Consider the following 20,580-nt stretch of genomic DNA (forward strand, 5'->3'; position numbering starts at 1 on the left):
CGCCCCGAACCACCCGCCACGGGGCCGCCCGGTCCGTCGGCCCCCGCCCGAGGGCCCGCCCTCGGAGCGGACGTACGCGAGCGCCCGTACCGACGCGAACGGCCCCGGTACACGGGCGACCCGCGCGCCGGGACCGGCGTACCCACGAACGACCCACGCCCGGAGCCACCCCCACCCCACCGGCACGCGCGGAACGCTCAGTCGCGGCGGGACAGAAGCCAGGGCTCGACGACACCGAGCCCCCTTACAGGTCGCTGCCACATCGGCTGGAGGGCGAACCGGTACGGCGGCGGGGGCTCGCCCTCCTTCTCCGCCGTGGCCGCTTCCTCCGCCGCCTGGGTCTCCGACTTCGGGGCGTCGCCCGTTCGGATCAGCTCCAGCGCGAACGCCCCGTCCACGAGCACCGCGTCCTTGGGCGCTATCGACGTCAGACGGCTCGCCAGATTCACGGTCGTACCGAAGACATCGCCCATGCGCGTGGTGACCGTGCCAAAGGCGATACCGACGCGGAGCGCGGGCATCGCCTCGTCCTGGTTCATCGCGTCGATCAGCCGGAGCGCGATCTCCGACGCGGTGCCGGCGTCGTCGGCCGCGTAGAGGACCTCGTCACCGAGGGTCTTGATCAGCCGGCCGCCGTGCGCGGCCACCAGGTCGGCGGAGGTGGTCTCGAACGACTCGACCAGCTCGCCCAGCTCCTCCTCCTCCAGCCGCCGGGTGAGCCGGGTGAAGCCGACGAGGTCCGCGAAGCCGACCGCGAGCCTGCGGTCGACCATCTCCTCGTCGTCCGCGGCCTGGACGACCCGGCCGGTGGCCGCGGCGAGCTGCCGCCGCCAGACGTAGACGAGGAACTCCTGGAGCTCGGGCAGCAGCAGTTCGATCAGGGGGTACGTGACTTCCGTACGCGTCATCCCCGGCTCGGGCGGCTCGGTCAGACCCTCCAGGAAGGAGTCGATCTGCCACTCCGCGAGCCTGGCGGTGGTCTGGCCGGTGGAGCGGGCCACCTGGATCGCCATCGGCTCGCTGAGCAGGCCCGCCTCCACGAGACCCGCGAGCCGGCGCAGCGCGAGGACGTCCGCCTCGGTGAGGGCCTTCGCCTGGCCGATGTCGGCGAAGCCCATGGCTCGCCAGAAGCGGGAGGCCAGCTCCATGGAGACACCGGCCGTGCGGGCCGCCTGGAAGGGGGTGTAGCGGCGGTCGGCGCCGAGGATCAGGTGTTCGAGGCGGATGGCGAGGGGGTCGTCGGTCGGTTCGGCGGTGTGGTCGACGGCGTGGTGCGGCGTCGGATGCACCGCCCCCGAGGAGCCGTACGGCACCGGCGCCGCCCCGGAAGCGGAACCTCCGGAAGCCTGGTCCGCACCGGCCCCGTGACCGATCTGGGAATCGGGCGAGCCCTCGGGTCCGGCCGGTCCCGGGGCCCCGGAAGGCCCTCCGGAGTACACCGGCCCCCCGGCGGACCCCGGCGCTCCGGCCGCCTCACCGACCCCGCTCGGCCCCCGTTCCCCGGAGCCGGAGGCCCCGGGGCCGCCCATGAAACCGGGAGCACCGGAACGCCCGGCAACACCAGGCCCACCGGGCCCGCCGGGAGCATGGGGACCACCGGCAATTCCGGTTGCACGGGGAGTGCCGGCCGTACCGGGGACACCGGCGGTACGGGAAGCTCCGGGGGCTCCGGACGGTCTCGCGGACCCCGGCGCTCCGGCGGTGCCGGACGGCCCCGCGGACCCCGGCTCCCCGGACGCCCCGGGGGCTCCGGATCCCGTACCGGAACCGGACACGGACGCTGACCCACCGGACGCGCCCGCGCCGGAAGTGGTGTCGTCGACGGTCACCAGCCGCCTCCTGCCCGTTCCCTGCGCAACTGCCCTGCCGATCTGTCGCTCGATCGCCTCAACGATACGGCAGGTGTGCCCTGGCTCACGTCCCCGTGACGGTTCCGGTTCGGGCCGGGCGGACGGCGGTCAGCCGGCCGGACGCAGATGCACGATGTCCCCCGCGCCGACGGCCTGCCGTTCCCCGTTCGCGAGGGTCAGCACAAGACGCCCGTCCCCGTCCAGCGCCACCGCCTCGCCGGTCACCGCACGGTCGCCGGGCAGCTCGGCCCGTACGGTACGGCCCAGGGTCGCGCACCCCGCCGCGTACGCCGCCTGGACCCTGGAGACCACGGGGTCGCCGCCCGCGGCCCGCCAGTCCCCGTACCACTGCTCCAGCGAGCGCAGCACGGCCCGCAGCAGCGGGTCCCGATCGGTGGAGACCGCGTCCGCCAGTGCCAGGGACCCGGCCGTGGGCACGGGCAGCTCATCGGCGCGCAGGCTGACGTTGATGCCGATGCCGACCACCACCGCGTCGCCCCCGGCCCGCTCTGCGAGGATGCCGCCGGCCTTGCGCTCCTCACCGCCCACGGTCACCAGCAGGTCGTTGGGCCATTTGAGGGACATGTCGACGCCGGCGGCCCGGCTCAGCCCCGTCGCGGCGGCCACCCCGGCGAGCAGCGGCAGCCAGCCCCAGCGCTCCACCGGAACGCCGGGGCCCGGCCGCAGCAGTACGGAGAAGAAGAGCCCCGAACGCGGCGGCGCGCTCCAGGCGCGGTCCAGCCGCCCCCGCCCCGCCGTCTGCTCCTCGGCGATCAGCACGGCCCCCTCCGCGAGGCCCTCACCGGCCCGGACCGCGAGGTCGGAGTTGGTGGAGCCGGTGGCGGGAACGACGGTGAGCGAGGTCCACAGCCCGTCGGGCCGCAGCAGGGCACGGCGCAGTGCCGAGGTGTTCAGCGGCGGCCGGCCGAGGTCGGACCAGCGGCTGTCGCGCGCGTTGCCGGACGGGTCGCCGGGCGCATTCCGAGACGTCATGCAAGCCAGGTTAGGTGTGGTAAACGCCGCACTGCCGATCCGTATCGGCGCGGATACGCTACGAACCAGTAGCCGACGGCAACGACCCCCACACCTCCACCACCCCCGTGACCAGGCAGGGAGCCGCATCCCGATGTCCGAGCCGGAACAGACCGCCCGTTCTCACGAACCCAGCAGCCAGACGACCGCGGGCAAGATCGCGGATCTCCGGCGGCGTATCGAAGAGGCCACCCACGCCGGTTCCGAGCGCGCGGTCGAGAAACAGCACGCCAAGGGCAAGCTCACCGCCCGCGAGCGCGTCGATCTGCTGCTGGACGAGGGTTCGTTCGTGGAGCTGGACGAGTTCGCCCGGCACCGCTCCACCAGTTTCGGGCTGGAGAAGACCCGTCCGTACGGGGACGGCGTGGTCACCGGCTACGGCACGGTCGACGGCCGTCCGGTCGCGGTCTTCTCGCAGGACTTCACCGTCTTCGGCGGTGCGCTCGGCGAGGTCTACGGCCAGAAGATCATCAAGGTGATGGACTTCGCGCTGAAGACGGGGTGCCCGGTCATCGGCATCAACGACTCCGGCGGCGCGCGCATCCAGGAGGGCGTGAGCGCGCTCGGTATGTACGGCGAGATCTTCCGCCGCAACACCCATGCCTCCGGTGTCATCCCGCAGATCTCGCTGATCGTCGGCCCCTGCGCGGGCGGCGCGGTCTACTCCCCCGCGATCACCGACTTCACGGTGATGGTCGACCAGACCTCGCACATGTTCATCACCGGTCCGGACGTCATCAAGACGGTGACCGGCGAGGACGTCGGATTCGAGGCGCTCGGCGGAGCCCGTACGCACAACACCACCTCGGGCGTCGCGCACCACATGGCGGGCGACGAGAAGGACGCCATCGAGTACGTCAAGTCCCTGCTCTCCTACCTCCCCTCGAACAATCTGTCGGAGCCGCCCGCCTTCCCCGAGGAGGCCGACCTCACGACGGGCGACGAGGACCTGGAGCTGGACGTCCTCATCCCGGACAGCGCCAATCAGCCGTACGACATGCACACGGTCATCGAGCATGTGCTGGACGAGGGCGAGTTCCTGGAGACGCAGGCGCTGTTCGCGCCGAACATCCTCACCGGCTTCGGGCGGGTCGAGGGCTTCCCGGTGGGTGTCGTCGCCAACCAGCCGATGCAGTTCGCGGGCTGTCTCGACATCAACGCCTCCGAGAAGGCGGCGCGGTTCGTCCGTACCTGCGACGCCTTCAACATCCCGGTGCTCACCTTCGTCGATGTGCCGGGGTTCCTGCCCGGCGTGGACCAGGAGTACGGCGGCATCATCCGCCGGGGCGCGAAGCTGATCTACGCGTACGCCGAGGCGACGGTCCCGCTGATCACGGTGATCACCCGCAAGGCGTTCGGCGGCGCGTACGACGTCATGGGCTCCAAGCACCTGGGCGCGGACCTCAACCTCGCCTGGCCGACCGCGCAGATCGCGGTCATGGGCGCCCAGGGCGCGGTGAACATCCTGCACCGGCGCACGATCGCGGAGGCCGGTGACGCGGCGGCCGGTGACGCGGCGGCCGAGGAGGCGACACGGGCCCGGCTCATCGAGGAGTACGAGGAGGCGCTGCTCAACCCGTACACGGCGGCCGAGCGCGGCTACATCGACGCCGTGATCATGCCGTCCGACACCCGGGTCCAGGTCGTACGGGGCCTGCGCCAGCTGCGGACCAAGCGGGAGAACCTGCCGCCGAAGAAGCACGGCAACATCCCCCTGTAGACCTCCGGGAAGGGAGTCACGATGATCAGGATCGTACGGGGCAACCCCACTCCGGAGGAGCTGGCCGCCGCTCTGGCGGTGGTCCGGGCACGGGCCGCGGCGACGGCCGCGGCGGCGGAGGGCGGTGCGCCACCGCCGCCCGAGCAGTGGGCGGACCCGGCCCGCATCGCCCGCAGCACGAGCCCCCTCCCGGGCCCGAGGGCTTGGGCCCGCACCTACTGGCCGGTGTAGCCGGCGTCCCGGCCCGGGCGGGCCGCGGCCATCCCGTCACGTACGGGCCGGGGTCTTCCCGTCGTACCGGCCGGGGTCGTAGGCGGCGCGGGGCGCCGGGCCCGCGACGACCGTGGGGCCCGGGACCCGCAGGACCGTGACGAGCCCCCGGCCCGGGCTTCCCCGGCGACCGCACCGCCGACGGCCCCAACGCCCGCACGCAGACGGCCCCGGCATCCGGCCGGCGGCCCCGCGCCGGTGCTCGGGTATCCCTCGCCGACCGGCCGGGCGCCGTCACCGGCACCCGTCGGCCCCGGACCCACCGGATTCCGGTAGCCGTGCTTCCGGGGCGCGGGCGGGCGTCGTACGGCCCCGGGCGGCAACGGGGTCCCGTGCCGAAAAGGGGCACTCCGGCTCCCCCGTCACCGGCCGCCCCCGGAGTGACTCAGGTGCATGTCACCGGCCCCCCGGCCCTGCTTGAGTACCCGTACTCAGGCGCGGTCGCGGCCCCCGGAGCAGGATCGGGGCATGCTGTGGTCCGACCCCGAGAACGAACCCCCCGAGGAACTGCGCGAGACGCAGGCGATGCTGCGCCGCGCCGGTCTGGTGCTCGCACTGGCGATGGTGCTCGGGATGATTGTGGTCAACTTGCGCTGACCGGCGCCTACGATGGCGCCATGACCGTCCCAGCCCCTCGCCTCGTTCTCGCCTCCGCTTCCCCCGCCCGCCTGCGCCTGCTGCGCGAGGCCGGGTTCGCACCGGAAGTGATCGTCAGCGGTGTCGACGAGGACGCCCTCAGCGCCCCGACCCCCGCCGAACTCGCCCTGGTGCTCGCCGAGGCCAAGGCCGCCGTCGTCGCCGCGCGTCCCGAGGTGACGGGCGCGCTGGTGATCGGCTGCGACTCGGTGCTGGACATGGACGGGGAAGCGCTGGGCAAACCCGCCGACCCGGAGGAGGCGACCGCCCGCTGGAAGGCGATGCGGGGCCGGGAGGGGGTGCTGCGGACCGGCCACTGCGTCACCGACACCACCACGGGCCGGATCGCCTCCGCGACCGCGTCCACGACGGTCCGCTTCGGCGAGCCGTCGGACGACGAGGTCGCCGCGTACGTCGCCACGGGCGAACCGCTCCAGGTCGCGGGCTCGTTCACGCTGAACGGGCTCTCGGGTCCCTTCATCGACGGCATCGACGGCGACCACGGCAATGTCATCGGTATCTCGCTGCCGCTGCTGCGCACCCTGCTGGCGGAGCTGGGGTACTCGATCACCGACCTCTGGGCTGACCGGGCCGCCGCGACGGCCTCGCGGCCCGGGTGACTCCCGCGCCCCGGTGACTCCGGCGCCCCCGGGCCCGCGCGGGTGCCCGGCCGCGGGCCCGAGTGCCCGGCCCGTACGAACGGATACCCGGCCCGACCGGATACCCCACCCGCCTGGATAGCCGGCCCGACCGGAACCGTGACGACACCGCTCAGGCGGGCGCCACCCGCTCGACGGCACCGGCACCCGGCGGGGCCGGAGGAGGAGGCGGCGGCGGGGGTGCCGGTGCCGCCCGGGGAAGCCCGGGAAGCTTCGGCTGACGCACCCCGGCGGCCGGGTCCACCGGACGGCCGTCGGGCGTACGGGTGCCGGGCGCGGGGCCGCCTGGCCGACGGCCGTTGGACGGAGATGTCCCGGGCCGGGGATCGCCGTAGGAGACCAGCACCAGCACGATCAGCCCCAGCACCACCATCATGAACGTGAACGCGGCCCACCCCACGAGCCCCACGGTCACCGCCCCCAGCACCCCGTGCAGCACCGCCGCCGCGATCAGCAGGATCCGGGCGGCCCGGCCGGGCGCCCGGTCCCGTACGGCCGCCAGCAGACACACCGCCCCGCACCAGGCGAGGAAGAGCCCGGTGACCGCGCCCAGGACCCAGGTCCCGACGACCATCGCGTCCGGGTCGAGCCCGTCGAGGGACATCGACTGGCCGTCCACGAAAGTGGCGAGGATGCCGTTGATCACGACAAAGCCGACCGCCTCCACCAGCAGAACTGCCGCGGCCACCACGGCCGCCGGTCTCCGCACCACGGCGCCCCCAACCCTGTGTTACCCGAAGTACACGCATCGGACAGCGCGCACGCTACTAATGGGTAATCACCACCGCAAGAGTTCTGGCGCACTCCCGCCGCGCTCGGCGCCGGGGCAAAGAATCATTCGCCCATTCGTAGGGACTCCACAAAGAAACCGGTTCGGCGGCGGGGCTCTCGGACAGAGACCTGTGCCACATATCAGGACTACTGTGCGGGGAGGAAACCCGTCGTACCGTGGTGCGACTAGGGATTTCGCGCCTCGAGCGAGCCTCGAATCACGCTCCGTGTGGGCAAGCTCACCATAGGGGACGGGTCGAACGGCCGTGTCGGCAGTCCCTAAACTCAGCTTGTTTCAAGGAGGGAGCCATCGTGCGCAAGGTGCTCATCGCCAACCGAGGCGAAATCGCTGTCCGCGTTGCCCGGGCCTGCCGGGACGCCGGGATCGCGAGCGTAGCCGTCTACGCCGATCCGGACCGGGACGCTCTGCACGTCCGCGCGGCCGATGAAGCGTTCGCCCTGGGCGGTGACACTCCGGCGGCCAGCTATCTGGACATGGGCAAGGTGCTCCAGGCGGCGAAGGACTCCGGTGCGGACGCCATCCACCCCGGCTACGGCTTTCTCTCCGAGAACGCGGAGTTCGCCCAGGCCGTCATCGACGCGGGGCTGACCTGGATCGGCCCCCCGCCCTCCGCGATCCGGGACCTCGGTGACAAGGTCGCCGCCCGGCATATCGCCCAGCGCGCCGGCGCCCCCCTGGTCGCGGGCACCCCGGACCCGGTCTCGGGCGCGGACGAGGTCGTCGCCTTCGCCGAGGAGCACGGGCTGCCGATCGCGATCAAGGCGGCCTTCGGCGGCGGCGGACGCGGTCTGAAGGTGGCGCGCACGCTGGAGGAGGTCCCGGAGCTCTACGACTCCGCCGTCCGCGAGGCGGTCGCCGCGTTCGGGCGAGGCGAGTGCTTCGTCGAGCGCTATCTCGACAAGCCCCGGCATGTCGAGACCCAGTGCCTGGCCGACCGTCACGGCAATGTCGTGGTCGTCTCCACCCGCGACTGCTCGCTCCAGCGCCGGCACCAGAAGCTGGTGGAGGAGGCCCCGGCCCCCTTCCTGACGGACGAGCAGAATGCCGAGCTGTACGCCGCGTCCAAGGCCATCCTCAAGGAGGCCGGTTACGTCGGCGCGGGCACGGTCGAGTTCCTCGTCGGCGTCGACGGCACGATCTCCTTCCTGGAGGTCAACACCCGGCTCCAGGTGGAGCACCCGGTGACCGAGGAGGTCACCGGCATCGACCTCGTGCGCGAGATGTTCCGTATCGCCGACGGCGAGGAGCTGGGGTACGGCGACCCGGCGGTGCGCGGCCACTCGTTCGAGTTCCGTATCAACGGTGAGGACCCGGGCCGTAACTTCCTGCCCGCGCCCGGTACGGTCACCGCCTTCGGCCCGCCGTCCGGGCCCGGTGTCCGGCTGGACGCGGGGGTCGAGTCCGGCAGCGTCATCGGCCCGGCCTGGGACTCGCTCCTCGCGAAGCTGATCGTCACGGGCGCGACGCGCGAGCAGGCGCTCCAGCGGGCGGCGCGCGCGCTGGAGGAGTTCACGGTCGAGGGCATGGCGACCGCCATCCCCTTCCACCGCGCGGCCGTCACGGACCCGGCGTTCACCAGCGACCCGTTCCGGGTGCACACACGCTGGATCGAGACGGAGTTCATCAACGAGATCCCCGCGTTCTCCGCGCCCGCCGAGGCGGAGACGGAGGAGGAGCCCGGCCGCGAGACGGTCGTCGTCGAGGTCGGCGGCAAGCGCCTGGAGGTGTCGCTGCCGTCGTCGCTGGGCATGTCCCTGGCCCGTACCGGTCTCGCGGCGGGCGCCCGGCCCAAGCGCCGCGCCGCCAAGAAGTCCGCGTCCGCCGCCTCCGGTGACACCCTCGCGTCCCCGATGCAGGGCACCATCGTGAAGATCGCGGTCGAGGAGGGCCAGGAGGTCGTGGAGGGCGACCTGGTCGTCGTCCTGGAGGCCATGAAGATGGAGCAGCCCCTGAACGCGCACCGCTCGGGCACCGTCAAGGGCCTGAGTGCCGAGGTCGGGGCGTCGATCGCGTCGGGCGCGACGATCTGCGAGATCAAGGACTGAGACACCCGGCGCACACGGTCCCCGAGGACGTACGTACGGAGTACCCACGGAGACCGACAGCCGTACATACCGGGGACGGGCGTAGGTGACGTACTGTCGGACCGGCGGCCCGTCCGGACGAGTGGTGAAGCTCGTCCGGGCGGGCCGTTTCCCATGAGCGGCACCCGCGCGGGGAGGTCCCCGCCTTCCACCGCCCGCCCTCCACGGTCCGGCCTTCGTTTCGGGGCCGGCCGTCCTCCCGTTCGAGGTCGGGCCCGGGGCGGCGGACGATGGCATCCTGGAGTCCGGCTGACGACGGAGGACGGGGCGATGGCGACGAGCACGGGGGCGTACACGGCACGGCCCAAGCGGGCGGACGCACGCCGCAATTACGAACGGCTGCTGGCGGAGGCGCGTACGGTCTTCGCCGAGCACGGCACCGACGCCTCCCTGGAGGAGATCGCCCGCCGCTCGGGCGTCGGCATCGGCACCCTGTACCGCCACTTCCCCAACCGGCACACCATGATGAACGCGGTCTTCCAGGACGCCCTGGCCTCGCTGCTCGACCGCGCGCGCGAACTGGCCCGCTCCGAGAGTCCCCGTGACGCGCTCGCGGAGTGGCTGCGGGCCTTCATCACCTGTGCCGGGGAGTACCGGGGGCTGTCCCGCGCGCTCATGTCGGCGTCGCACGACCGCAGTTCGGCGCTGTCGGAGTGCTGTGTGCCCCTGTACGAGGCCGGTGAGAGCCTGCTCGTCCGGGCGAGGGCGGCCGGGGCGGTACGCGCCGACGCCGCCATCGGCGATCTGCTCCAGCTGACCAACGGCATCGCCCTGGCCTCGGAACAGGCCCCGGACGACCCGGAACTGCCGGACCGTCTGCTCGCCCTGACCCTGCGGGGCCTGCGCCCGGACACGGGCTGACGGCACCCTCCCGACAGCGGCTGACGGCGCACGGGTCCGGCTGACCGCGTCCCGACGCCGGCCGACCGCGTCCCTACGCCGGCCGACCGTGCCCCGGAACCGACCCGACCGCGTCCCGGGGGCCTTCGGCTACCGTCCCGGGGACGTCCCGGAGATGCGTCAGCGGCGGCGCAGGTCCGCCACCCGGGCGGTCCGTTCCATCGCCCCCATGCCGCCGCCGAGACCGTCCCGGCCGGCATCCAGCCCGTGGGGCGTCAGCCGCTGGGGGCCGGCGCCTCCGCGCGTACGGCGCTGGCCGGGAAGAGGGACCTCACGGCGGGCGGGACGGCCCGGCGGGGAGTCGGGGTCGGACGACGCCGGTCCGGTACCGGCCACCGCGATCTGGACGCCCTGGTCCGCGAGGGCCTGGAGTTCGGTCGCGGCGCGGTCGTCGTGCGGCGGGGGCTCGTCCGTCACCAGGCGGGTGATGACATCCGTGGGCACGGTCTGGAACATGGTGTCGGCGCCGAGCTTGGTGTGGTCGGCGAGGACCACCACCTCCGCCGCAGCCTGCACCAGCGCCCGGTCCACGCTCGCGGAGAGCATGTTGGAGGTGGACAGCCCGCGCTCCGCGGTGAGCCCGCTCCCGGACAGGAAGGCCCGGGAGACCCGCAGCCCCTGGAGGGACTGCTCGGCCCCGCTGCCCACCAGCGCGTAGTTGGAACCCCGCAGGGTGCCGCCCGTCATGACGACTTCGACGCGGTTGGCGTGGGCCAGGGCCTGCGCGACCAGCAGGGAGTTGGTGACGACGGTCAGCCCGGGCACCCGGGCGAGCCGGCGGGCCAGCTCCTGTGTGGTCGTCCCCGCGCCGACGACGATCGCCTCGCCCTCTTCGACGAGGCTCGCGGCGAGATCGGCGATGGCCGTCTTCTCCGCGGTGGCGGACAGGGACTTCTGCGGGAAGCCGGATTCCCGGGTGAAACCACCCGGCAGTACGGCACCGCCGTGACGGCGGTCGAGGAGTCCTTCGGCCTCCAGCGCGCGCACGTCCCGGCGTACGGTCACTTCGGAGGTCTGGACGACGCGGGCGAGCTCCCGGAGCGACACGGCTCCATTGGCGCGCACCATTTCAAGGATCAGTTGGCGACGTTCTGCAGCGAACACGGAACTGACAGTAACCTGACCGACCGACGGTTTTCAGCTCTATGCACCGATTAACAAGTATTGCGTTCACCAAGGGCCACTAAGTGGTATGGACGCGATCACAGTTGGCTCACCTTTGACCAGTGGTTGGCCCGAACCTGATCGGCTGCCGGGTGAACTGCCCCGCCCTGACCGGGTTTTCCCCCTTCCGCTCGGACCAATGCGCGCCGCTCAGCCCTCGCCCGCCGCCTTACGGGTGTGCAACTGACGTGCCACCTCGGCGATCGAGCCCGACAGAGAGGGGTACACGGTGAATGCGTTTGCGATCTGTTCCACGGTCAGATTGTTGTCCACCGCGATCGAGATCGGATGGATCAGCTCGCTGGCGCGGGGCGCGACCACACAGCCGCCGACCACGATCCCGGTGCCCGGACGGCAGAAGAGCTTCACGAAGCCGTCCCGGATGCCCTGCATCTTGGCGCGCGGATTGCGCAGCAGCGGCAGCTTGACCACCCGGGCGTCGATCCGGCCCGCGTCCACGTCCGCCTGGGTGTAGCCGACGGTCGCGATCTCGGGATCGGTGAAGACGTTCGACGAGACGGTCTTGAGGTTCAGCGGCTGCACCGCGTCGCCGAGGAAGTGGTACATCGCGATCCGGCCCTGCATGGCGGCCACGGAGGCCAGCGCGAAGACACCGGTGACATCGCCCGCCGCGTACACTCCGGGCGCGCTGGTGCGGGAGACCTTGTCGGTCCAGATGTGGCCCGAATCGTGGAGCCGTACGCCCGCCTCCTCCAGGCCCATGCCCGCCGAGTTCGGGATCGCGCCGACCGCCACCAGACAGTGCGAACCGGAGATCACCCGGCCGTCGGTGAGGGTGACCTCGACCCGGTCGCCGACGCGTTTGGCGGACCCGGCGCGGGAGCGGGCGAGGACGTTCATGCCGCGGCGGCGGAAGACGTCCTCCAGCACGGCGGCCGCGTCCGGGTCCTCACCGGGCAGCACCCGGTCGCGGGAGGAGACGAGGGTGACCCGGGAGCCGAGCGCCTGGTAGGCGCCCGCGAACTCGGCGCCGGTCACACCGGAGCCGACCACGATCAGTTCCTCGGGCAGCTCGTCGAGGTCGTAGACCTGGGTCCAGTTCAGGATGCGCTCCCCGTCGGGCAGCGCGTCGGGGACCTCGCGGGGGTGGCCGCCGGTCGCGATCAGGACCGCGTCGGCGGTCAGCCGCTCCTCGCTGCCGTCGGCCGTGCGCACGACCACCGTGCGGGAGCCGTCCACGGCCTGCCGGCCGTCCAGCCGGCCCCGGCCGCGCATCACCCGGGCGCCCGCGCGGGTGACGGACGCGGTGATGTCGTGGGACTGGGCGAGGGCGAGCCGCTTGACACGGCGGTTGACCTTGCCGAGATCCACGCCGACCACCCGGGCCGCCTGCTCCAGCGGCGGGGTGTCGTCGGCGACGATGATGCCGAGCTCCTCGTACGACGAGTCGAAGGTGGTCATCACCTCGGCCGTCGCGATCAGGGTCTTCGAGGGCACGCAGTCCGTCAGTACGGACGCGCCGCCGAGGCCGTCGCAGTCGACGACGGTCACCTCCGCACCGAGCTGGGCGCCCACCAGGGCGGCCTCGTAGCCGCCGGGTCCGCCGCCGATGATCACGATCCGGGTCACTGGGGTCTACGCCTCGCGCTCTCTTTGCTGCCGGGTGGGCCGGGTGGGGGTGTCCCGCTGGGCTTGGAGTACGTCCTCCATTGTCCCGCACGCTTCAACCCGCCCGCTCCCGGGTCCGCGGATTGCCTCCCCGCGGTCCCCGGGTGGACGGAACCCCTGGCAGCACGTCGGGAAGGGCGACCACCCGCGCCCCTCCCGTACCCTCGATCCCATGTCGCTCTACGCCGCGTACGCCGGCAACCTCGACGCGCGGCTGATGACGCGCCGCGCTCCGCACTCCCCGTTGCGCGGCACCGGCTGGCTGAACGGCTGGCGGCTCACGTTCGGCGGCGAGCAGATGGGCTGGGAGGGCGCGCTGGCCACGATCGTGGAGGCGCCGCGCTCCCAGGTCTTCGTCGCCCTGTACGACATCGCGCCCATGGACGAGGACTCGATGGACCGCTGGGAGGGTGTCGGCATGGACATCTACCGGCGGATGCGCCTGCGGGTCCACACCCTGGACGGCGAGGAGCCGGCCTGGGTGTACGTGCTGAACGGTTACGAGGGCGGGCTGCCCTCGGCGCGCTACCTGGGCGAGATCGCCGACGCGGCCGACTCGGCGGGCGCACCCCACGACTATGTGATGGAACTGCGCAAGCGCCCCTGCTGAGAGCTGGGACCCCGATACGGCGAGCGCCCTCGGGAGCCGCGTGCCCCGGCAGGATGGTCACCATGAACTCCGGATCGCACGGTTCCCCGCGAGAGCGCACCCGCGTCAGGACCGTTGTCGATGGCACCGCGCTCGTGTTCGCCTGGGAGGCGGACGCGCGAATCGACGTGCGGAACCTCGGGGGCGAGGTCGTCATCGAGGCGAATGCCGCAGGGCTCAGGACGCTTGCCGGACATCTGCTCGTACTTGCCGGGGAGGGCGTTCCCGGTGGAAGCCATCTGCACCTCGAAGACGGCAACGGCCTGGAGGAGGGTTCCCTGGGCTTGGTTCTGGAACGGTGCGACGACGAGTGAGAGCCGGCGTGCCGGAGGCTGTGGAAGCATCGCGGGGCGGAGCCGTATCCGCCGCCGAGCGGACCTGGTGTTTCGGAGCACGCGGCGCCGGGCGCGCCAGGCCCCAGGGTCGGGGCTTCCCTGGGGGCCGACAGCCGGCCCAGGGCTGGAGGCATCTCCCGGACCCGGACCGGGCACCCTTGGACCGCTGAACCCAGGGGGTGGGGGCACCTCCCGGTCCGGAACCGGGGCACCCCGGGACCGGGGTGCCCCCGGACCGGGCACCCTTGGACCGCTGAACCCAGGGAATAGGGGCACCTCCCGGACCGCCAGGCCCAGGACCGGGGCACTTCCCGGGCCGCCGGGCCCAGGGGGAACACCTCCCGGACCGCCAGGCCCAGGGGTGCGGGTACCTCCCGGGCCCAGGACCGGGACGCCCCCCGACCCCCAGAACCAAGGGTGCGGGTACCTCCGGACCACACTGCCCCAGGGGCCGGGGCGCCCCCGGGGCAGCCAGGCCCAGGGAGAGTGACCGCCGTTCGTCCACCAGCCCCAGCGTCCGGGCAAACCTCACCCCCATGACAGCCCGGGCCGCGCCCCGGAGCCGGTCCCACCCGGGGAAACCGACCCCGGCCCGACCCCGACCCCGACCCCGGCCGCGGTCGCGGCCCCCCGCACCCGTCACCCACAGTCGCCGCCGGAAACGACAAGACAACGATCCCGGGACCGTGGCCTGTTCATCTACGCGCGTAGGGAATCACCGGCTACCCTCATTCGCGTGAACGCACATGTGAATCCGGACCCCGACGGCGCTGCCGCCACCCCCCAGGAGCTGGCGGACGCCGCAGCCGCGCGGCTGCGGGAGCTGACCGGCGCCGAGACCCATGACGTGACCCTGGTAATGGGATCCGGCTGGGCTCCGGCCGTGGACGCCCTCGGCACGCCCGAGGCCGAGTTCCCCGTCACCGAGCTGCCCGGCTTCCCGCCGCCCGCGGTCGAGGGCCACGGCGGCCGGATCCGCTCGTACCGCATCGGGGACAAGCGGACCCTCGTCTTCCTGGGACGTACGCACTATTACGAGGGCCGGGGCGTCGCCGCCGTCGCCCACGGGGTCCGTACGGCGGTGGCCGCGGGCTGCAAGACCGTGGTCCTGACCAATGGCTGCGGCGGTCTGCGCGAGGGCATGCGACCGGGTCAGCCGGTGCTGATCAGCGACCACATCAACCTCACCGCGGCCTCCCCGATCGCCGGCGCGAACTTCGTGGACCTGACCGATCTGTACTCCCCCCGGCTGCGGGCCCTGTGCAGGGAGATCGACCCCACCCTGGAGGAGGGGGTCTATGTGCAGTTCACCGGGCCGCACTACGAGACCCCCGCGGAGATCGGCATGGTCCGCGCGATGGGCGGGGACCTCGTGGGCATGTCCACCGTGCTGGAGGCCATCGCCGCCCGTGAGGCGGGCGCCGAGGTACTGGGCATCTCGCTGGTCACCAATCTCGCCGCCGGTCTGTCGGGCGAGCCGCTGAACCACGAGGAGGTCCTGCGGGCCGGCCGGGACTCCGCCGCCCGGATGGGCGATCTTCTCACAAGGGTCCTGGCCCGGATCTGACCCGGATCCATCCCTCCCGGATCTGACCCGGATCCATCCCGGATCCGGCCCCTGTCGAGCCCGGGCCGAGCCCGGCCCGGCCCCGATCCGACCCCCCGCACGGACGTACGGACACGAGAGGCGGAAACACGGTGCAGCAGGACCTCATCGACCGGGCGCGGGCGTGGCTCGCCGAGGACCCGGACCCCGACACCCGCGCCGAACTGGCCGGACTGATCAAGACGGCGGAGGACGGGGACACCGCCGCGCTGGCCGCCCGCTTCGGCGGCACGCTCCAGTTCGGCACGGCCGGGCTGCGCGGGGAACTGGGGGCCGGACCCCTGCGGATGAACCGCGCGGTCGTGATCCGCGCGGCGGCCGGGCTCGCCGCGTTCCTGAAGGCCCGGGGCAGGGGGGACGGCCTGGTCGTCATCGGCTACGACGCCCGCCACAAGTCCGCCGACTTCGCCCGTGACACCGCGGCCGTGATGGTCGCCGCGGGCCTGCGCGCCGCCGTGCTGCCGCGCCCGCTGCCGACGCCCGTACTCGCGTTCGCGATCAGGCATCTGGGCGCGGTCGCCGGGGTCGAGGTCACCGCCAGCCACAATCCGCCGCGCGACAACGGCTACAAGGTCTACCTCGGCTGGGGCTACCCCGACCCGGCGGCCCCCGCGGGCTCCCAGATCGTCTCCCCCGCCGACGGGGAGATCGCCGCCGAGATCGCCGCGATCGGGAGCCTGGACGGCGTCCCGCGCGCCGACTCGGGCTGGGACACGCTCGGCGACGAGGTCCTGGACGCCTATCTCGCCCGTACGGACGCGGTCCTGACCGAGGGCTCACCGCGCACGGCCCGTGTCGTCTACACGGCGATGCACGGGGTCGGCAAGGAGGTGCTGACCGCCGCGTTCGCCCGGGCCGGCTTCCCCGCGCCCGTCCTCGTGGCCGAGCAGGCCGAACCCGATCCCGACTTCCCGACCGTCGCGTTCCCCAATCCGGAGGAACCGGGAGCGATGGATCTGGCCTTCGCGACCGCGCGCGCCGCCCGCCCGGACATCGTGATCGCCAACGACCCCGACGCCGACCGCTGCGCGGTGGCCGTACCCGGGCCGGACGGCGGCTGGCGCATGCTCAGCGGCGACGAGGTGGGCGCGCTGATCGCCGTCCACCTGGTCCGCTCGGGCGCGCGGGGCACCTTCGCCGAGTCGATCGTGTCCTCGTCCCTGCTCGCCCGTATCGCCGGGGCCGCGGGGCTGCCGTACGCGCAGACGCTGACCGGTTTCAAGTGGATCGCGCGTGTCGAGGGCCTGCGGTTCGGATACGAGGAGGCGCTCGGCTACTGCGTCGACCCCGACGGCGTACGCGACAAGGACGGCATCACCGCCGCGCTGCTCGTCGCCGAGCTGGCGTCCGTGCTCAAGGAGCGGGGCCGCACCCTCACCGATCTGCTGGACGAACTCGCGGTGGAGCACGGGCTGCACGCCACGGACCAGCTGTCGGTGCGTGTGGACGACCTGGGGATCATCACGGCCGCCATGGACCGGCTGCGCTCCGCTCCCCCCACGGAGCTGGCCGGGCTGACGGTGACCCGGGCCGACGACCTCGCCGGGGGCAGCGGCTCCCTGCCTCCCACGGACGGACTGCGGTACTTCCTGGACGGCGGGTTCCGGGCCCGGGTGATCGTGCGCCCGAGCGGCACCGAACCGAAGCTGAAGTGCTATCTGGAGGTCGTCGTACCGGTGGACGGCACCGGCGGGACGGCGCGGGCGCGGGAGCGCGCGGCGGAGGTCCTGGCGGCGGTCAAGCGCGATCTGTCGGTGGCCGCGGGCCTTCACTGAAGGGCTTGGCCCCGAGCGCCGGCCGGCAGCGTCGGCCGGGAGCCCGCGCCCGGAAACCCCCGGGCCGAGTGCCCGGACGGCCCCGGCTCAAGAGCCCCGCCGCCCCGGGCGGTTGCCGCGCGGCCGGGCGGCCCCGGCGGCACCGGAATGGGCCGTCCGGGTGATTCTTGTACGGCGCCGCCGCCGCCCGTCCCCCGGCCGGGACGGTCCGGGCAATGGTGGGCCCGGTAGCACCCGCCGAGCCACCAGGAGCAGCCGCCGTTGTCCCCCGCCGCGACCGTTCACGCCTTCGTCCCCGCCTCCCGCCGCGCTCCGGCCCCGGGCCACGGGCGGGCGCCGGGCGCGGGCGGGCGGCTGCTGCGCTCACTGCGGTACGCGGCACCCGCGCTGACCGCGTATCTGGCGGTACGGCTCTGCGGGCTGCTGTTCCTGGCCCGTCTGGCGCACGTCAAGGGCCGGGGCGTGTGGGCGACCCTGGCGACGTCCTGGGACTCCGAGTGGTATCTCGGGATCGCCGACCACGGTTACACCGGCTCCCTCGGCACCGAGGTCAACTCCAACAACCTCGCCTTCTTCCCGCTCTACCCGATGCTGGTGAAGGCGGTCGCGGCACTCACCCCCGGCTCACGGGCCTCCGTCGGACTGTTTCTCGCCGTCTTCTTTTCCCTCGTGGCCGCGTGGGGCGTCTTCGCGGTCGGCGACCGCCTCCACGGCCGGCGGGCCGGGACGCTGCTGGCCGTGCTGTGGGGGGTGCTGCCGGTCGCGATCGTGCAGTGGATGGGATACACCGAGTCCCTGTTCACCGCGCTCGGCGCATGGGGGCTGTACGCGGTCCTCACCGGGCGCTGGCTGTGGGCGGGCACGCTGGCCTCGCTCGCGGGTCTCACCCGCCCCACCGGTATCGCGGTCGCCGCGGCCGTCACCGTCGCCGCCGCCCTGGCCGTACGGCGCGAACGCCCCGGCCGCCGCGCCCCGGTCGTCGCGGCCGGGCTGATCGCCCCGCTGGGCTGGCTGGGGTTCGTGGCCTGGGTGGGTCTGCGGGTGGGGCGGGCCGACGGCTACTTCGCGGTGCAGCGGCTGTGGAAGAACGAGTGGGACGGCGGCAGGGCGACCCTGCTGGAACTGCGCCAGCAGCTCGTCTACTCGACCGAACCGCAGCTCTTCCCGCTGACCGTCTCGGCCGTGCTCGTGATCTCGTCGGTGCTGTACGTCCTGTGCTGGACCGACCGGCAGCCGCTGCCGCTGCTGGTGTTCACCGGGGTGCTGCTCCTGGTGGTCCTGGGCAGCGAGGGCGTCTACTTCCCCCGCGCCCGGTTCCTGCTGCCCGGCTTTCCCCTGCTGATCCCCCTGGCCCTGGCCCTGGCGCGCGCCCGCCGCCGGGCCACGGTCGTCGTGGCCCTGGCCTCGGCCACCCTGCTCTCCTCCTGGTCGGGCGCCTATATGCTCCTGGTCTGGCAGGGACCGCCGTAGCCGCAACCGCTTGCCGCGGCTCGCGCGTGAACGCTGCTTCCCCTACGCGCCCCGGGACCGCCGGGCACCTCGCCTTCGCCGAGCGTGCGGACACTCGCCCCGCGCCCGGCGGTGAGGCCCGGACACGGCACCCGGCCCGGCCCGAACGGCCCCGGGACCGTTCTAGCCGATCGCGAGCAGCACCACGAGAAGGACCGCGCCCGCCGCCGCCGGAGCGGCGAGTTCATAGGCCCAGCGGACGGCGGCCTCGCCCTGGGCGGCGGGACGGGCGGCGTTGTGCTCGGCCAGTTCGCGGAGTTCGGCGATCGTGCGGTCGGTCTGCGCCTGCGGGACGCGGTCCGGGTGGCCGCCCGCGGGGGTCCGGCCGCGCTCCTGGTCCCGGGCGATCCTCAGCTGCTGCCGGTTGGCCCGCTTGCGCGCGCGCAGGGAGACCGGCACGGCCCAGAGCTGGTACTTCGTACCGTCCTTGGTGAAGATCTCGCTGGAGTACCCGGCGCGTACGTCCTCGACGACCGCCCAGGGCAGGATGACCGTCCGGAACGGGTTCCTGATCCGTACGCGGTCGTCGTTCACGAACACGGCGGGCCGCAGGGTGAACGCCACCAGGGCCGGCACCACGATCAGTAGGGTCGCCGCGGCGAACCAGGGCGTCGTGCCCTCTCCCCGGATGAGCGCGTCCCCGCCCAGCCAGACGGCCAGGGCCAGCAGCAGGACCCCGCCGGCCATCCCGGCGGGTGACCGGAACACGCGGTCGGCGTAGGTGGGTTCCGCGGGCGGAGGCGAGGTGCTCATGCCGTCGATTCTGCCGTACGGCCCGCCGGCCTCGCGCGATCGGTCCCGCGGCCCGCTCCCGGGCCGCCCGTTCCCCGGTCCGGGCCCGGCCGGGAAGCGGCTCCCGACCCGTTCCGGGAGCTGTTTCCCGCCCCGGCCGCGGACCCGGTCGCGGACCCCGCGGTGAACCCGGCCCGCCCCCGCAGCAGAGCCCCAGCGGACCCCCCTCCCGGGAACCTCCACCCCCTGTACAGGTCGCTACGCGCGTAGATATGCTCTCGTGGTGACCATGCCCAGCATCGCCCCCGCTCTCGCCGACGTAACCGCGTCCGACCAGGCCCTTCGCCGGTTCCTCCATGGGCTGCCCGGCGTCGACCCGGTCGGCCTGGAAGCGCGTGCCGCCTCTCTCGGGACCCGGTCGATCAAGACCACCGCCAAGGCGTACGCCATCGATCTCGCCATCTCGATGATCGATCTGACGACCCTGGAAGGCGCGGACACCCCGGGCAAGGTCCGGGCGCTCGCCGCGAAGGCGGTCCACCCGGATCCGACCGACCGTACGACCCCGGCGACCGCCGCCGTCTGCGTCTACCCGGACATGGTGGCCACGGCCAGGGAGGCACTGAACGGCGCGGACGTCAAGGTCGCGTCCGTCGCCACCGCCTTCCCCGCCGGCCGGGCCGCCCTCGGCGTCAAGCTCGCCGACACCCGTGACGCCGTCGCCGCCGGAGCCGACGAGATCGACATGGTCATCGATCGCGGCGCGTTCCTGGCGGGCCGGTATCTGAAGGTGTACGAGGAGATCCTCGCGGTCAGGGAGGCGTCCGGCGCGGCCCGGCTGAAGGTCATCTTCGAGACCGGCGAACTGTCCACGTACGACAACATCCGCCGCGCCTCCTGGCTCGGGATGCTGGCGGGCGCGGACTTCATCAAGACCTCCACGGGCAAGGTCGCCGTCAACGCGACCCCGGCGAACACCCTGCTCATGCTGGAGGCGGTCCGAGACTTCCGGGAGCAGACGGGCGTCCAGGTCGGAGTGAAGCCCGCCGGGGGCATCCGTACCAGCAAGGACGCCGTCAAGTTCCTGGTCCTGGTCAACGAGACCGCGGGCCGGGACTGGCTGGACAACCACTGGTTCCGCTTCGGCGCGTCGAGCCTGCTCAACGATCTGCTAATGCAGCGCCAGAAGCTGGCCACCGGCCGCTACTCCGGCCCCGACTACGTAACGGTGGACTGA

General features: G+C 73.1%; 18 protein-coding genes. 12 read left to right on the forward strand and 6 right to left on the reverse strand.

What is annotated here, in order from left to right; all coding sequences use genetic code 11:
* Nucleotides 1–197: 197 nt before the first annotated feature.
* A complete protein-coding gene (locus tag ACIBCM_RS20560) occupies nucleotides 198–1,529 on the reverse strand; it encodes an adenylate/guanylate cyclase domain-containing protein (protein WP_399245149.1) in 1,332 nt (443 codons plus the stop codon).
* Between the two features lie 429 nt (nucleotides 1,530–1,958).
* On the reverse strand, nucleotides 1,959–2,843 hold the full coding sequence (locus tag ACIBCM_RS20565) for a biotin--[acetyl-CoA-carboxylase] ligase (RefSeq protein ID WP_399245151.1): 885 nt from the start codon (nucleotides 2,841–2,843) through the stop codon (nucleotides 1,959–1,961).
* A 133-nt stretch (nucleotides 2,844–2,976) separates the two neighbouring features.
* Between ACIBCM_RS20565 and ACIBCM_RS20570 the strand changes: the two genes are divergently transcribed.
* From ACIBCM_RS20570 to ACIBCM_RS20585, 4 genes are all read left to right on the forward strand, one after another.
* Nucleotides 2,977–4,602 (forward strand): acyl-CoA carboxylase subunit beta, encoded by a 1,626-nt coding sequence (locus tag ACIBCM_RS20570; protein ID WP_399245153.1) that lies wholly within the window; start codon nucleotides 2,977–2,979, stop codon nucleotides 4,600–4,602.
* A gap of 21 nt (nucleotides 4,603–4,623) precedes the next feature.
* Nucleotides 4,624–4,833 (forward strand): acyl-CoA carboxylase epsilon subunit, encoded by a 210-nt coding sequence (locus tag ACIBCM_RS20575; RefSeq protein WP_399245155.1) that lies wholly within the window; start codon nucleotides 4,624–4,626, stop codon nucleotides 4,831–4,833.
* Between the two features lie 507 nt (nucleotides 4,834–5,340).
* Nucleotides 5,341–5,469: a morphogenic membrane protein MmpB gene (mmpB, locus tag ACIBCM_RS20580; protein ID WP_399245157.1), complete on the forward strand. Its 129-nt coding sequence runs from the start codon at nucleotides 5,341–5,343 to the stop codon at nucleotides 5,467–5,469.
* Nucleotides 5,470–5,489: 20 nt separating this feature from the next.
* Entirely contained in the window at nucleotides 5,490–6,128 is a 639-nt protein-coding gene (locus tag ACIBCM_RS20585; protein ID WP_399245159.1) for a Maf family protein, read from the forward strand.
* A gap of 151 nt (nucleotides 6,129–6,279) precedes the next feature.
* Here the strand turns inward: ACIBCM_RS20585 and ACIBCM_RS20590 are convergent, their stop codons facing one another.
* Nucleotides 6,280–6,879 carry a hypothetical protein gene (locus tag ACIBCM_RS20590; RefSeq protein WP_399245161.1) on the reverse strand — a complete coding sequence of 200 codons (600 nt, stop codon included), beginning with the start codon at nucleotides 6,877–6,879 and terminating at the stop codon, nucleotides 6,280–6,282.
* 371 nt (nucleotides 6,880–7,250) lie between these two features.
* Between ACIBCM_RS20590 and ACIBCM_RS20595 the strand changes: the two genes are divergently transcribed.
* Both ACIBCM_RS20595 and ACIBCM_RS20600 read left to right on the forward strand, forming a co-directional pair.
* Nucleotides 7,251–9,005, forward strand: coding sequence for an acetyl/propionyl/methylcrotonyl-CoA carboxylase subunit alpha (locus tag ACIBCM_RS20595; RefSeq protein WP_399245163.1), 1,755 nt, complete (start codon nucleotides 7,251–7,253; stop codon nucleotides 9,003–9,005).
* Nucleotides 9,006–9,314: 309 nt separating this feature from the next.
* Nucleotides 9,315–9,905 carry a TetR/AcrR family transcriptional regulator gene (locus ACIBCM_RS20600; RefSeq protein WP_399245165.1) on the forward strand — a complete coding sequence of 197 codons (591 nt, stop codon included), beginning with the start codon at nucleotides 9,315–9,317 and terminating at the stop codon, nucleotides 9,903–9,905.
* Between the two features lie 159 nt (nucleotides 9,906–10,064).
* Here ACIBCM_RS20600 and ACIBCM_RS20605 read toward each other — a convergent pair whose 3' ends face one another.
* Nucleotides 10,065–11,012, reverse strand: a complete 948-nt coding sequence (locus tag ACIBCM_RS20605) for a DeoR/GlpR family DNA-binding transcription regulator (RefSeq protein WP_399245358.1) — start codon at nucleotides 11,010–11,012, stop codon at nucleotides 10,065–10,067.
* Nucleotides 11,013–11,258: 246 nt separating this feature from the next.
* Entirely contained in the window at nucleotides 11,259–12,698 is a 1,440-nt protein-coding gene (locus ACIBCM_RS20610) for an NAD(P)H-quinone dehydrogenase (protein ID WP_399245167.1), read from the reverse strand.
* A 211-nt stretch (nucleotides 12,699–12,909) separates the two neighbouring features.
* Between ACIBCM_RS20610 and ACIBCM_RS20615 the strand changes: the two genes are divergently transcribed.
* The 5 genes from ACIBCM_RS20615 (at nucleotide 12,910) to ACIBCM_RS20635 (ending at nucleotide 18,572) form a co-directional block, all read left to right on the forward strand.
* A complete protein-coding gene (locus ACIBCM_RS20615; protein ID WP_329022672.1) occupies nucleotides 12,910–13,347 on the forward strand; it encodes a gamma-glutamylcyclotransferase in 438 nt (145 codons plus the stop codon).
* Between the two features lie 62 nt (nucleotides 13,348–13,409).
* Nucleotides 13,410–13,700 (forward strand): hypothetical protein, encoded by a 291-nt coding sequence (locus ACIBCM_RS20620; RefSeq protein WP_399245169.1) that lies wholly within the window; start codon nucleotides 13,410–13,412, stop codon nucleotides 13,698–13,700.
* Nucleotides 13,701–14,469: 769 nt separating this feature from the next.
* Nucleotides 14,470–15,288, forward strand: coding sequence for a purine-nucleoside phosphorylase (locus ACIBCM_RS20625; RefSeq protein WP_399245360.1), 819 nt, complete (start codon nucleotides 14,470–14,472; stop codon nucleotides 15,286–15,288).
* 131 nt (nucleotides 15,289–15,419) lie between these two features.
* A complete protein-coding gene (locus ACIBCM_RS20630) occupies nucleotides 15,420–17,102 on the forward strand; it encodes a phospho-sugar mutase (protein WP_399245170.1) in 1,683 nt (560 codons plus the stop codon).
* 261 nt (nucleotides 17,103–17,363) lie between these two features.
* Nucleotides 17,364–18,572, forward strand: a complete 1,209-nt coding sequence (locus tag ACIBCM_RS20635) for a hypothetical protein (protein WP_399245171.1) — start codon at nucleotides 17,364–17,366, stop codon at nucleotides 18,570–18,572.
* Nucleotides 18,573–18,734: 162 nt separating this feature from the next.
* Here the strand turns inward: ACIBCM_RS20635 and ACIBCM_RS20640 are convergent, their stop codons facing one another.
* Complete coding sequence (locus ACIBCM_RS20640) at nucleotides 18,735–19,364, reverse strand: PH domain-containing protein (RefSeq protein ID WP_399245172.1); 630 nt, start codon at nucleotides 19,362–19,364, stop codon at nucleotides 18,735–18,737.
* A gap of 268 nt (nucleotides 19,365–19,632) precedes the next feature.
* Between ACIBCM_RS20640 and deoC the strand changes: the two genes are divergently transcribed.
* Complete coding sequence (deoC, locus tag ACIBCM_RS20645; protein ID WP_399245362.1) at nucleotides 19,633–20,580, forward strand: deoxyribose-phosphate aldolase; 948 nt, start codon at nucleotides 19,633–19,635, stop codon at nucleotides 20,578–20,580.

Origin of the sequence: Streptomyces sp. NPDC051018, assembly GCF_044456085.1 — a bacterium.
Lineage (GTDB): Bacteria > Actinomycetota > Actinomycetes > Streptomycetales > Streptomycetaceae > Streptomyces.

Coding starts and splice junctions, on each gene's coding strand:
- ACIBCM_RS20585 (WP_399245159.1), top strand. CDS start 5,490: ATGACCGTCCCAGCCCCTCGCCTCGTTCTCGCCTCCGCTTCCCCCGCC.
- ACIBCM_RS20570 (WP_399245153.1), top strand. CDS start 2,977: ATGTCCGAGCCGGAACAGACCGCCCGTTCTCACGAACCCAGCAGCCAG.
- ACIBCM_RS20620 (WP_399245169.1), top strand. CDS start 13,410: ATGAACTCCGGATCGCACGGTTCCCCGCGAGAGCGCACCCGCGTCAGG.
- ACIBCM_RS20575 (WP_399245155.1), top strand. CDS start 4,624: ATGATCAGGATCGTACGGGGCAACCCCACTCCGGAGGAGCTGGCCGCC.
- deoC (WP_399245362.1), top strand. CDS start 19,633: ATGCCCAGCATCGCCCCCGCTCTCGCCGACGTAACCGCGTCCGACCAG.
- ACIBCM_RS20640 (WP_399245172.1), bottom strand. CDS start 19,364: ATGAGCACCTCGCCTCCGCCCGCGGAACCCACCTACGCCGACCGCGTG.
- ACIBCM_RS20565 (WP_399245151.1), bottom strand. CDS start 2,843: ATGACGTCTCGGAATGCGCCCGGCGACCCGTCCGGCAACGCGCGCGAC.
- ACIBCM_RS20600 (WP_399245165.1), top strand. CDS start 9,315: ATGGCGACGAGCACGGGGGCGTACACGGCACGGCCCAAGCGGGCGGAC.
- ACIBCM_RS20560 (WP_399245149.1), bottom strand. CDS start 1,529: ATGGGCGGCCCCGGGGCCTCCGGCTCCGGGGAACGGGGGCCGAGCGGG.
- ACIBCM_RS20605 (WP_399245358.1), bottom strand. CDS start 11,012: ATGGTGCGCGCCAATGGAGCCGTGTCGCTCCGGGAGCTCGCCCGCGTC.
- ACIBCM_RS20615 (WP_329022672.1), top strand. CDS start 12,910: ATGTCGCTCTACGCCGCGTACGCCGGCAACCTCGACGCGCGGCTGATG.
- mmpB (WP_399245157.1), top strand. CDS start 5,341: ATGCTGTGGTCCGACCCCGAGAACGAACCCCCCGAGGAACTGCGCGAG.